Genomic DNA, 12,788 nt, shown 5'->3' on the forward strand with positions numbered 1-12,788 from the left:
CCTGAACGCTGGAAGCGCTCGGGCAACCTGCACAGGAAATACCGCATGAACAGCCGTTTCAAGGCCTGGCGCAACACTCTGCTCTGGACCGTACCGATGGTCGCCCTGCTCGCCGGTTGCAACAGTGGCGACACCGCAAAACCACAAACCCACGCCATCGCCACCTATTCCAGCGCGACCTGGGAAGCCTTGCCGGCGGTATCTGATAATGACTTGCTGGCCGGCTTCGGTTCCTGGCGCAGCGCCTGTACCCGCCTGAAATCCGACCCGGTCTGGGGCGCGACCTGCGCAGCGGCCGCCAATGTGCCGCAAACCGCAGACGCCATCCGCGGCTTTCTCAAGGAACAGCTGGCGGTCTACGGCCTGCGCTCCTCCAGCGGCAATGCGAATGGCTTGATCACCGGCTATTACGAGCCGGTCTATCCGGGCAGCCTGACGCAGAACCCGGTGGCCAATGTGCCGGTTTACGGTGTACCGGACGACATGATTATCGTCTCGCTTGAGAGCATTTACCCCGAACTCAAAGGCAAGCGCCTGCGCGGTCGCCTTGAAGGCCGGGTGCTCAAGCCTTACGACGATGCCGCTGCGATTGAAACCAAAGGGGTCAAGGCGCCTGTGCTGGCGTGGCTGACCGATCCGATGGACCTGCAGTTTCTACAAATCCAGGGCTCGGGCCGCATTCAGCTGGAAGATGGCCGCCAACTGCGCATCGGTTATGCCGACCAGAACGGTCACCCCTACCGCCCAATTGGCCGCTGGCTGGTAGATCAGGGCGAACTGAAGAAGGAGGACGTGACCATGGGCGCCATCAGTGCCTGGGCCAAGGCCCACCCGACGCGCATCCCCGAACTGCTCGGCAGTAACCCGAGCTACGTGTTCTTCAGCCGCAATCCTGACAGCAACGAAGGCCCGCGCGGCTCGCTGAACGTGCCGCTGACCTCGGGTTACAGCGTGGCGGTGGATCGCAAGGTTATTCCGCTGGGCAGTCTGCTCTGGTTATCCACCACCCGCCCTGATGGCAGCGCACTGGTACGCCCCGTCGCCGCACAGGACACCGGTGGCGCGATCACCGGCGAAGTTCGCGCCGACCTGTTCTGGGGCACTGGCGATGCCGCCGGGCAACTGGCCGGCGACATGAAACAGCAAGGGCAAATCTGGATGCTCTGGCCAAAAGGCGCGGCACTACCGCAACTGCCGCAGGTGACCGACACAAAGTAAGTCGCACCCAATACGCTGTTGACTCCTGTAGCAGCTGGCGAAGCCTGCTGCTACAAAAACGGTTCCGCATCGCGTCAGATCGACACAAAAAAGAAGGCGGCAATCAATCCCATGCCGACAAACCACACCAGCGAACGCAGGATCGCCCAGTCTGCCAGGTAGCAGATGATGTAAAGCAGGCGGCTGGTGATGAACAGCACCGACAGCACGTTGATCGTCACCAGTTCGGCATTGCCGACCAGGTGCGCGACGATGACCGCGGCGGCAAACGCCGGGGTGACTTCAAAGCTGTTCAACTGGGCCCAGTGGGCACGCTTGGCGAACCCTTCGAGGGACTCAAGAAAATCTCGCGGATCATGATTATCCCGAAGCCCGAACTTGCCGCCGATCTTGGCAATGGCGGTGCAAACGTACGGCAAGAAAATCGCGATCAATACACACCACAGGGCAACGTTCATTGCAGATTCCTTTTTAGAGTTTCGTAAACACTCGCTCAGAACTTCATCACGAGCATGCCGGCCAGTACCAGCCCACAAGCCAAGAGCCTGGGCCGGCCGAAAGGTTCCTTGAGGTAACGCATGCCGAACAGCACCACCAGAATCACACTGATCTCGCGCAACGCCGCCGCTTCGGCAATCGACCCCAACTGCATGGCCCAGAGCACCAAAGCGTAGCTGAACAACACGCAGAACCCGACACCCAAGCCCAGTCGCCACTGCTCACGCCAGAACAGCATAAAAGCCGGACGCTTGCGCACCAGTGCCAACAGCGGAAACGGCCAGGCACTGAGCAGCGTCACCCAGACCAGGTAATCGAGCGGGTGCGACCAGCGCCGCAACGCCTGCCCATCGATAAAGGTGTAGCCGCCAATGCACAAGCCGATCAGCACCACTACCGGCAACATCGACCACGGCAAACGCTCCCCGCCACCGCCCTGCCAAAGCAGGCACAGCATGCCGAACGGGATCAGCAAAATGCCGAGGATCTGCTGGGTCGTCAGCACTTCGCCGGCAAAGATCAGTGTCAACGCCAGGACCACCAACGGCGACAAACCGCGCATCAGCGGATAGACCAGCCCGAGATCGCCGACCCGGTAGGCCTGGATCAGCAGATAGCGATAGAGCAACTCGAAGGCGGCTGAAGCGAGTATCCACGGCCAGATGTCCATCGGCGGCAGCGCGACGAAACCCAGCATCAGCGCGACAAACAGCAGCGCGACGCTGTCCATGCAGGCCACGACCAATAACCGCTCGGCACTGAACTTGATCAGGGTATTCCAGGCGGCGTGCAACAACGCCGCCACCAACACCAGAATCGTCGCAAGCACCCTGTTCTCCTTGCCCGCATCAACCGAATTGATTCGCCATATGTCAGCAGCTGTTTATACTGCAACCGACCACGCCGCACTCAGTTGCGCACATACTTATTCCAATAAATTTCTGCTGCTACCCGATTCTCACGGAACCGGGAGCTCGCATGCGTATGCCTGATCAGAGCGTCAAGACTACCGACAGAGACCTTGCGCATGCCACTCGCCTTGCTTGCACTGGCTGTTGCCGCCTTCGGCATCGGCACCACTGAATTCGTCATCATGGGCTTGCTGCCCGATGTCGCCCGCGACCTCGCCGTGAGCATCCCCGAGGCTGGCCTGCTGATTACCGGCTATGCCCTGGGCGTGGTGTTCGGCGCGCCGATCCTCGCGATCGGCACCGCCAACATGCCGCGCAAAGCCACGCTGCTGGGCATGACGCTGATGTTCATCCTTGGCAACATGCTCTGTGCGCTCGCCCCGAACTACGCCACATTGATGGCCGCACGGGTGATTACTGCGTTGTGCCACGGCGCATTCTTCGGCATCGGTTCAGTGGTCGCTGCAGGTTTAGTGGCACCGAACAAACGCGCCCAGGCAATTGCGATGATGTTCACCGGCCTGACCCTCGCCAACGTACTCGGCGTACCGCTGGGCACCGCGCTCGGGCAATACGCCGGCTGGCGCTCGACCTTCTGGGCGGTGTCGGTGATCGGCGTGATCGCGGCCATCGCCCAGTGGGTCTGGTTGCCGAAAGAGATCGCCATGGACAAAGCCAATCTGGCCAGCGAATTCAAGGTACTGGGCAAAACCAATGTGCTGCTGGCGTTGGGCATGAGCGTGCTGGCGTCGACCAGCCTGTTCAGTGTCTTCACCTACATAGCACCGATCCTGCAGGACATCACCGGCGTCAGCCCGCACGGCGTAACCATCATGCTGTTGTTGTTCGGTGTGGGTTTGACCGCTGGCAGCATGCTCGGCGGACGCTTGGCCGACAGCCGTTTGCTGCCGTCATTAGTCGGCATGGCCCTCGCGGTCGTGCTGGTGCTGGCCGCATTCAGCCAGACCAGCCACTCGGTGATCCCGGCCGCCATCACCCTTGTACTGTGGGGTGTGTTCGCCTTCGCACTATGCCCGATCCTGCAACTGCTGATCATCGACCAGGCTCATGAGGCGCCGAACCTGGGTTCGACGCTAAACCAGAGCGCCTTCAACCTGGGCAATGCCGCCGGAGCGTGGATCGGCGGACTGGTCGTCGCCAGCGGCGCCAACCTTGCAGACCTGCCATGGACCGGCGCACTGGTCAGCGGCTTGACCGTGCTGACGGCGCTGTTCTTTATCTACCTGCAACGCCGCAGCGCAGTGACAGCCAACGTCCCCGGCTAATCGACGCGCCCCGCCCGACCACCATCGCGCGTCCTGCACAAACCTGTGGCGAGGGGGCTTGCCCCCGTTCGGCTGCGAAGCAGTCGCAAACCGGGTGATGCGGTTTCCTGACGCACCTCGAAAGCCGATTTCAGGGCCGCTACGCGCCCCAACGGGGGCAAGCCCCCTCGCCACAAAGAGCATGGTCATTCGACGGCGGGGTCATCCTGGAACTGGTCCTTGACGTACTTGATCTCGGTCCGGCCATGGGGCGTCGGCAAGCCGTCTTCACCCAGGTTGACGAAGACCATCTTCTCGACCGTCAGGATGCTTTTGCGGGTGATCTTGTTGCGCACCTCGCACGTCAGGGTGATCGAGGTACGACCGAATTCGGTAGCGGTGATACCCAGTTCGATGATGTCGCCCTGGCGCGAGGCGCTGACGAAGTTGATTTCGGAAATGTACTTGGTGACCACACGCTGGTTACCCAACTGGACGATCGCATAGATCGCCGCTTCTTCGTCGATCCAGCGCAGCAGGCTACCGCCGAACAGCGTGCCGTTGGGGTTGAGGTCTTCGGGTTTTACCCATTTGCGGGTGTGGAAATTCATGCTCGCTCCTGACCGTCTTGCCGATTAATGCCGGCCATCATGGCAGACCAGGCAGTCATGCTCCATGAGGCTTCGACTATGGTCGCCATTAGCGATCTTCATCTGGCCGACAGAAACCCTTTGGAAGTCTGGCCCAGACGGCTATAATCGCCCCCGTTTCAAAACGGTCATCTTCGATTGATACCGTTTTCCCGCCACCTGTCCGAGGGGCGCTGCAGCAGGTTCGACCTGTCAGGCTCGGATGGGGCGTTGCCCGGCCATGATCGGCTGGACACTAAACGCACAACGGCGCCCATTCGCATACTTACGAATGGAGGCTCTTCATGAGCGCTGTTATCACGCCTGCAGATTTTAACGACTACAAAGTTGCCGACATGTCCCTGGCTGCCTGGGGCCGTCGCGAAACCATCATCGCCGAATCGGAAATGCCGGCCCTGATGGGTCTGCGCCGCAAGTACTCCGTCGAGCAACCGCTCAAGGGCGCGAAGATTCTCGGCTGCATCCACATGACCATTCAGACTGCCGTGCTGATCGAAACCCTGGTTGCCCTGGGTGCCGAAGTACGCTGGTCGTCCTGCAACATTTTCTCGACTCAGGATCAGGCCGCCGCTTCGATCGCCGCTGCCGGCATCCCGGTATTCGCCTGGAAGGGCGAGACTGAAGAAGAGTACGAGTGGTGCCTGGAGCAAACCATCCTCAAGGATGGCCAGCCTTGGGATGCCAACATGATCCTCGACGATGGCGGCGACCTGACCGAGCTGCTGCACAAGAAGTACCCACAAGTACTGGACCGCGTTCACGGCGTCACCGAAGAAACCACCACCGGCGTTCACCGTCTGCTGGACATGCTGGCCAAGGGCGAGCTGAAAATCCCGGCCATCAACGTCAATGACTCGGTGACCAAGAGCAAGAACGACAACAAGTACGGCTGCCGTCACAGCCTGAACGACGCGATCAAGCGCGGCACCGACCACCTGTTGTCCGGCAAGCAAGCGCTGGTCATCGGTTACGGTGACGTGGGCAAGGGTTCGGCCCAGTCCCTGCGTCAGGAAGGCATGATCGTCAAGGTCTCCGAAGTTGACCCGATCTGCGCCATGCAAGCCTGCATGGACGGTTTCGAACTGGTTTCGCCGTTCATCGACGGTATCAACAACGGTACTGAAGCGAGCATCGACAAGGCCCTGCTGGGCAAGATCGACCTGATCGTGACCACCACCGGCAACGTCAATGTTTGCGACGCGAACATGCTCAAAGCCCTGAAGAAGCGCGCCGTTGTCTGCAACATCGGTCACTTCGACAACGAAATCGACACTGCTTTCATGCGCAAGAACTGGGCATGGGAAGAAGTGAAGCCACAGGTTCACAAGGTTCACCGTACTGGCGCGGGCGATTTCGACCCACAGAACGACGACTACCTGATCCTGCTGGCCGAAGGCCGTCTGGTTAACCTGGGCAACGCCACTGGCCACCCAAGCCGCATCATGGACGGTTCGTTTGCCAACCAGGTTCTGGCACAGATCTTCCTGTTCGGCCAGAAGTACGCCGACCTGTCGCCAGCCCAGAAAGCCGAGCGCCTGACCGTTGAAGTACTGCCGAAGAAACTCGACGAAGAAGTGGCTCTGGAAATGGTCCGCGGTTTCGGTGGCGTGGTCACTCAACTGACCAAGCAACAGGCTGAATACATCGGCGTGACCGTCGAAGGCCCGTTCAAGCCGCACGCTTACCGCTACTGATAGGCACAGACTGTCCGCTCCCCCTGTGGGAGCGGGCTTATGTAGGAGCCCTGTTTACTGCAGGAGCAAAGCTTGCTCGCGATAGCATCACCACGGTGTTCCTGAAACACCGCGGCGCTTGCATCGCAAGCAAGCTTTGCTCCTACAGTGAGCGCGGCGCCTACAAGGCTTACGAGTTTCAAAGGGTATTCCTATGTCCCAAGACCGCCGCTACAGCTTCGAGTTCTTCCCTACGAAGACCGATGCCGGGCATGAAAAGCTCATCGCCACTGCCCGTCAGTTGGCCACGTACAACCCGGATTTCTTCTCCTGCACCTATGGCGCTGGTGGTTCGACCCGTGATCGCACCCTCAACACCGTGTTGCAGCTCGAAAGCGAAGTCAAAGTCCCTGCCGCACCGCATTTGTCTTGCGTTGGCGACAGCAAGGCTGACTTGCGCGGCCTGCTGGCTCAATACAAGGCGGCCGGCATCAAGCGGATCGTTGCTTTGCGCGGTGACCTGCCTTCAGGCATGGGCATGGCCAGCGGCGAAATGCGCCATGCCAATGACCTGGTGAGCTTCATTCGTGAAGAGACCGGCGATCACTTCCACATCGAAGTCGCCGCTTACCCGGAAATGCACCCGCAAGCACGCAACTTCGAAGACGACCTCACCAATTTCGTGCGCAAGGCCAACGCCGGCGCCAACAGTGCGATCACCCAGTACTTCTTCAACGCCGACAGCTATTTCTACTTCGTCGAGCGTGTACAGGCGATGGGCGTGAACATCCCGGTTGTTCCGGGCATCATGCCGATCACCAACTACAGCAAGCTGGCACGCTTCTCCGACGCCTGCGGTGCGGAAATCCCGCGCTGGATCCGCAAACAGCTGGAAGCCTACGGTGACGACACCCAAAGCATTCAGGGTTTCGGCGAGCAGGTGATCACCGAAATGTGTGAACGCTTGTTGCAAGGCGGTGCACCAGGGCTGCATTTCTATACCCTGAACCAGGCCGAACCTAGCCTGGCCGTCTGGAACAATCTGAAACTGCCACGCTGAAACAGGCGTAGCATTCAGAACAAGGCCCTGGCAAAACCCAGGGCCTTTTTTTTCATTCTCCCAATTCGCCAGGGATGATCGCAGTAGATGTCCACCATTACCCCAGCCACAAACCCTCAACTGATTTATCTGGTTTACGGTGCCAACACCTACCACCAGGAAGCAGTGTTCAGTATCGCCAGTGCCTTGGCAGGGTTGCGCGAAACACCAGGCGAAAGCTTGGACATCCAGGTTTTCACCGACAACCCAGCGCCTTACCGCGACTTGCCGGTTCGGGTTCGAGAGCTGGATGAAAGCACCCGTCAGGCGTGGATCGCTCCGCATGGTTATCACTTTCGCGCCAAGCACGTGGTGATGCAGCAGGTGTTGCGCGAGTCCGAGCGTGCGCTGCTGATCGACACGGATACATTCTTCCACTGCTCACCGCTGGAACTGTTCCGTCGCGTCAAGCCGGGCACCCTGCTGTGCAATGCCTTTGGATTGCAATACGGCAGCAACAAAGAGGCGGGGTTGTATCGGACACTGGCTGGCGTACTGCAGCAAAGACAGCTGGCGGATGACCAGATGCCGCTGCTGAACTCGGGAGTCATCGGCCTTGATCGCGTCGATGCCGGCGTTCTCGATCATTCGATCGCCTTGATGGATGAGCTGTACCCTCTGGCGCAAGGCGCCTATACCCTTGAAGAGTTCTGCCTGTCGGTAGCGGCCTACCGCACAACGCAGGTGCGCGAGTGTCCGGACCTGATCCATCATTACTGGAGCCGCAAGCAGCTGTTTCGCGCCAAGATCAATGCATGGCTGGACAAGCATGGTGCCGACCCGATCAGCACCTTCGCGCTGGATGAAACCCGCCTGGTGACCGCGACGCTGCCGCGACCACCAACGCTCCAGCGTCTGGCCTATAAAATCGTGACCCTGGCGTTGCCCAGGCATCAGCGCCAGTTCATGCGTGAAATCCTCTACGGCTGCTACCAGCACACCAACCCGTTCGATCAGGCCTGCACGCCAGTTTGGTGGGAAAAGGCTCGTGACAACGTCGAGCGGCGCCTCGACATCCCCCTTGAAAATCATCAACTCGAACACTGGTTCAACCACCCGATGATTCGCCTGGTGCTGGGTGAACGCCGCAAGGCCATCTACTTGCACCTGGTTCAGACAAAGGGCGACTAACCCTCGGGCTAGACCGCCCTCTAGCTATTTCATCGGCTCTCGTCGTAATCTCCAGCGATGCCCGTCATTGCCCAATTGCTGACAGCCGTGCTTTTTGCTTGCCTGAGCTTTACCGCTCGGGGCGAGAAGCTGCGCATTGTCACCGAGCCCTGGGCGCCCTACGTCTACGAGGAAAACGGCCAGGCCCTCGGGCTGGACTACGAAACCACGGCGATCGTCTTCCAGCGCCTGGGGATTGAGGTGGAGTGGCAGTTCCTGCCATGGAAACGCTGCCTGGCCATGCTTGATCAAGGGTTGGCCGACGGCGCGCTGGATATCTTCCACAGCAGCGAACGCGACGCCACCTTGCTCTATCCCAGCGAACCACTCTCGGAAGTCGAGTTCGTGCTGTTCTATGCCAAGGATCGTCCTCACCCCTTCCGTACCCTTGAAGACCTGCGAGGCCTGACCATCGGCACCTCGCCCGGCTACCTGTACAGCCAGGACTTCAGGGACTCGACCCTGTTCACCCGCGAGCCTGCGCCGACCCATGAAGCCAACTTTGGCAAGCTGCAGCGCGGTCGTATCGACCTGCTGATCACCGACCGTCGGGTTGGCCAAACCCTGCTCGACACCTTGAAACTGCGCGACCAGATCAGCGAAAGCCCCACGGTCATCAGTCACCAAAGCCAGTTCCTGGCCCTGCGCCGCAATGCCGGCATGGACCTGCTGGTGCAGCGTTTCGGCGCCGAGCTCAAGCGTTTCAAACGCGAACCGGCCTACGCTCAATTGAGTGCGCGTTATGGTGCCAGCCCGGTACCTGACGCCACACAGATCACGCCGCAAGCCAGCAACGGGAAAACCGTTGAGCAGCAGGAAAGCAGCGCTCCGTGATTGCTCTGTTATACTCCGGCCTTCCCGCCAGGCTTACGCCCGGACGCTCGGTCTTGTTTAAGGCATCCCGACACTGCTACAGCGCAGCTTTTCAGCCCGCGCGAGTACTCGAAGATGAGCCTTCAAGCCCCAGCAGGACCGGACGCGATTGCGCTTCTCCATAAACGCCATTCGCGCCAGGCAAGACTATCCCATTGGGCCAAGCCCTAACTAAAACAGGATTACTCATGTCCTTTGCTTCCCTCGGTCTCTCCGAGGCTTTAGTCCGCGCCATCGAGGCAGCGGGCTACACCCAGCCTACCCCGGTGCAACAGCGGGCCATTCCCGCCGTGTTGCAAGGTCGCGACTTGATGGTTGCGGCGCAGACAGGTACGGGTAAAACCGGCGGTTTCGCCTTGCCGATTCTGGAGCGCTTGTTCCCCAACGGTCACCCGGACAAATCCCAGCGTCACGGCCCGCGCCAACCACGCGTCCTGGTCCTGACCCCGACTCGCGAACTGGCCGCCCAGGTGCACGAGAGTTTCAAGGTCTACGCCCGTGACCTGAAATTCGTCAGTGCCTGCATTTTCGGCGGCGTTGGCATGAACCCACAGGTTCAGGCGATGTCCCGCGGTGTCGACGTGCTGGTGGCTTGCCCGGGCCGTTTGCTCGACCTGGCCGGCCAAGGCAGCGTCGATCTGTCCCACGTGGAAATCCTGGTACTGGACGAAGCGGACCGGATGCTCGACATGGGCTTCGTCCATGACGTGAAGAAAGTCCTCGCCCGCCTGCCGGCCAAACGTCAGAACCTGCTGTTCTCGGCAACCTTCTCCAAGGACATCACTGACCTTGCCGGCAAGTTGCTGCACAACCCGGAACGCATCGAAGTCACGCCACCGAACACCACGGTCGAGCGCATCGAGCAACGGGTGTTCCGTCTGGCCGCCAGCCACAAGCGCTCGTTGCTGGCGCACCTGATTACTGCCGGCGCCTGGGAACAGGTTCTGGTGTTCACCCGTACCAAGCACGGCGCCAACCGCCTGGCCGAGTACCTGGACAAACACGGTCTGAGCGCCGTCGCGATCCACGGCAACAAGAGCCAGAACGCCCGCACCAAAGCCCTGGCCGACTTCAAGGCCGGCGAAGTGCGTATCCTGGTGGCCACCGATATCGCTGCTCGCGGCCTGGATATCGACCAACTGCCACACGTGGTCAACTTCGAGCTGCCAAACGTCGACGAAGACTATGTGCACCGTATCGGCCGTACCGGCCGTGCCGGTCGTTCGGGCGAGGCGATCTCGCTGGTTGCCCCGGACGAAGAAAAACTGCTGAAAAGCATCGAGCGCATGACCAAGCAGAAAATCGCCGATGGCGACCTGATGGGCTTTGATTCCAGCGCTGTAGAAGCCGAGAAACCAGAAGTTCGCGAGCGTCCGGACGTGCGTAACCCGCGCAATCCACGCGGCCCACGCGGCGACGGTCCAAACGGCAGCGGCGGTGGCGGCGGTCGTAAAGACAAGGGCAAGGACAAGGGCGGCAAGGAAAAACCGGCTGCCGGCCGTGGCGAACGCCCGGCTCAAAAGCCGCGTGAAGGCACCCCGGCCCGCGAACAGCAGCGTCCGGCACCCCGCGCCGCTGCTGACCGCGCACCGGACGAGTTCCTCGACGACGATATCGATAACTTCGGTAACCGCGTCGACTACGTTCCGCAGCAGAAGGCCCCTCAAGGCCGTGGCCGCCGTCCGGGCGCTCCGGCACAAGGCGCTGCTGGTGCAGGTGCTCCACGCACCGGCCAGCCACAAGGTCGCCAGAACGGTCCGCGTAACAGCAGCGGCGCCAGCACTGGCACCCCGCCTGCCAAGCGCAGTGGTCCACGCAGCGGTGCTCCACGTGACGGCCAGGCCCGTCGCGAGGAATCGCGCAACCGCCGCCCGGCCCGTGACGACCAGCCGCGTCAGGAACCCGCAGTGCAGAACCCGCGCGGTACGCAGCCGAAGATCATGCACAAGGAGTCCAAGGCTGATCGCTTCCCGACGCCTGAGCAGCTCGATCAACTGCCAAGCCGCCCACGCGGCGAGAAACCGGCGTTGCTGACCCGCAACCGCTGATTTCTCCTGCTAACAAAAACGCCCCTGATCTCGCGATCAGGGGCGTTTTTGTGTCAGCAGCGAAAATTATTTCGCTTGAACACCTTCAAACGTGATGTCCAGGTCCAGGGTCTGGGAAGTAGGACCTGGGCCTTTGATGCCGAACTCGCTCAACTGCAGGGTAGTCGTGCCGTTGAAGCCGGCACGGTAGCCACCCCATGGGTCCTTGCCTTCGCCGTTGAAGGTTGCCTTGATCACAACTGGCTTGGTCACGCCGTGCAGGGTCAGGTCGCCGGTCACGTCAGCGGTTTTTTCGCCAGTGGATTTGACACTGGTGGAAACGAACTTGGCTTCAGGGTATTTCGCTGCGTCCAGGAAGTCCGGGGTACGGATGTGCTTGTCACGTTCAGCGTGATTGGTATCAACGCTGGCGGTTTTCAGCACAACGTCGATTTTACTGGCTTCTGGAGCTTTGGCGTCGAAGCTGAACTTACCATCCCAGTCCTTGAAAGTACCGTGGATGAAGCTGTAGCCCAGGTGGCTGATCTTGAAGTCGACGAAAGCGTGATTGCCTTCCTTGTCGATCTTGTATTCCGCGGCCATCGCTTGCCCTGCCGACAACAGAGCAGTACCGATTGCCAGAGCGGCGAGAGTCTTTTTCAACATGCTTTCTATTCCTTGGAGTCGAGGTTGAACATCAGGCTTTGCGTCCCAGCATTCGCGTCAGGGTCGCATCACGGTCGATAAAGTGGTGCTTCAGTGCTGCCAGCGCATGGAGACCGGAAAAAATCACCAGCGCCCAGGCCAGATACAGATGAATCGCACCGGCGGTGTCTGCCTGGTCCGGTAGACCGGAAATCAGCGCAGGAATTTCAAACAGACCAAACACCGGAATCCCGACACCGTCTGCGGTGGAAATCAGGTAACCGGCAATCATCACCGCGAACAGGCTGAGATAGAGGAAGGAGTGACCGAGCTTGGCGCCGAGGCGCGTCATGCGGCTATAGCTTTGCAGCGTCGGCGGCGGTGGGCTGATAAAGCGCCACAACACCCGCAACGACAAGAACGCGAACAGCGTCAAGCCGATGCTTTTGTGCAAGTCCGGCGCTTCTTTGCGCCAGTTGCTGTAGTAGTCCAGACCGACCATCCACAAGCCCAGAGCAAACAGACCGAAGACCGCCAGCGCCACGCCCCAGTGCAGAAAGATGCTGACCCCGCCATAGCGGGAGGAAGAGTTACGTAGCTGCATTGCCCAAATCCTGTAAGAACTGCGACCAAGACTATCGAGTTATCTATCGATTTAAAGCCGAAAATTTCGCTTTGAAATATCGAGAAATACGATCAAGAGTCTGAAAGGGGTGGGTTAAGGAAAGATTAACCCCCAACGTGCGACCCAAACATCAG

General features: G+C 60.1%; 12 protein-coding genes and 1 riboswitch. Of the genes, 7 read left to right on the plus strand and 5 right to left on the minus strand.

Translation table 11 applies throughout. From position 1 onward, the window contains the following. Nucleotides 1-45 precede the first annotated feature (45 nt). Entirely contained in the window at nt 46-1,218 is a 1,173-nt protein-coding gene (gene mltA / locus AC3WK5_RS23845) for a murein transglycosylase A (RefSeq protein ID WP_103316715.1), read from the plus strand. A gap of 74 nt (nt 1,219-1,292) precedes the next feature. Here the strand turns inward: mltA and AC3WK5_RS23850 are convergent, their stop codons facing one another. Further along, nucleotides 1,293-1,676 carry an MAPEG family protein gene (locus tag AC3WK5_RS23850; protein ID WP_103316718.1) on the minus strand — a complete coding sequence of 128 codons (384 nt, stop codon included), beginning with the start codon at nt 1,674-1,676 and terminating at the stop codon, nt 1,293-1,295. 35 nt (nt 1,677-1,711) lie between these two features. After that, nucleotides 1,712-2,545 carry an EamA family transporter gene (locus AC3WK5_RS23855; RefSeq protein WP_103316720.1) on the minus strand — a complete coding sequence of 278 codons (834 nt, stop codon included), beginning with the start codon at nt 2,543-2,545 and terminating at the stop codon, nt 1,712-1,714. A gap of 198 nt (nt 2,546-2,743) precedes the next feature. On the opposite strand from AC3WK5_RS23855, the gene AC3WK5_RS23860 reads away from it, so the two are divergent. Continuing rightward, complete coding sequence (locus AC3WK5_RS23860; protein ID WP_103316722.1) at nt 2,744-3,913, plus strand: MFS transporter; 1,170 nt, start codon at nt 2,744-2,746, stop codon at nt 3,911-3,913. 185 nt (nt 3,914-4,098) lie between these two features. Here the strand turns inward: AC3WK5_RS23860 and AC3WK5_RS23865 are convergent, their stop codons facing one another. Then, the gene (locus AC3WK5_RS23865) at nt 4,099-4,503 is read right to left on the minus strand and encodes an acyl-CoA thioesterase (protein WP_103316724.1); all 405 of its coding nucleotides are present in this window, start codon (nt 4,501-4,503) and stop codon (nt 4,099-4,101) included. A gap of 198 nt (nt 4,504-4,701) precedes the next feature. Beyond that, nucleotides 4,702-4,804, plus strand: a riboswitch (S-adenosyl-L-homocysteine riboswitch). A gap of 22 nt (nt 4,805-4,826) precedes the next feature. On the opposite strand from AC3WK5_RS23865, the gene ahcY reads away from it, so the two are divergent. From ahcY to rhlE2, 5 genes are all read left to right on the plus strand, one after another. After that, a complete protein-coding gene (ahcY, locus tag AC3WK5_RS23870; RefSeq protein ID WP_103316727.1) occupies nt 4,827-6,236 on the plus strand; it encodes an adenosylhomocysteinase in 1,410 nt (469 codons plus the stop codon). A 193-nt stretch (nt 6,237-6,429) separates the two neighbouring features. Further along, nucleotides 6,430-7,275 carry a methylenetetrahydrofolate reductase [NAD(P)H] gene (gene metF / locus AC3WK5_RS23875; RefSeq protein ID WP_103316729.1) on the plus strand — a complete coding sequence of 282 codons (846 nt, stop codon included), beginning with the start codon at nt 6,430-6,432 and terminating at the stop codon, nt 7,273-7,275. Nucleotides 7,276-7,362: 87 nt separating this feature from the next. Continuing rightward, a complete protein-coding gene (locus AC3WK5_RS23880) occupies nt 7,363-8,445 on the plus strand; it encodes a hypothetical protein (protein WP_103316731.1) in 1,083 nt (360 codons plus the stop codon). A gap of 57 nt (nt 8,446-8,502) precedes the next feature. Beyond that, complete coding sequence (locus tag AC3WK5_RS23885) at nt 8,503-9,318, plus strand: substrate-binding periplasmic protein (RefSeq protein WP_103316733.1); 816 nt, start codon at nt 8,503-8,505, stop codon at nt 9,316-9,318. 227 nt (nt 9,319-9,545) lie between these two features. Continuing rightward, nucleotides 9,546-11,405 carry an RNA helicase RhlE2 gene (rhlE2, locus tag AC3WK5_RS23890; RefSeq protein ID WP_054594437.1) on the plus strand — a complete coding sequence of 620 codons (1,860 nt, stop codon included), beginning with the start codon at nt 9,546-9,548 and terminating at the stop codon, nt 11,403-11,405. Between the two features lie 66 nt (nt 11,406-11,471). Here the strand turns inward: rhlE2 and AC3WK5_RS23895 are convergent, their stop codons facing one another. Then, nucleotides 11,472-12,050 (minus strand): YceI family protein, encoded by a 579-nt coding sequence (locus AC3WK5_RS23895; protein WP_054594438.1) that lies wholly within the window; start codon nt 12,048-12,050, stop codon nt 11,472-11,474. A gap of 31 nt (nt 12,051-12,081) precedes the next feature. Continuing rightward, entirely contained in the window at nt 12,082-12,633 is a 552-nt protein-coding gene (locus tag AC3WK5_RS23900) for a cytochrome b (RefSeq protein ID WP_103316736.1), read from the minus strand. Between the last annotated feature and the right edge of the window lie 155 nt (nt 12,634-12,788).

The organism is Pseudomonas sp. FW306-02-D09B, assembly GCF_058782685.1.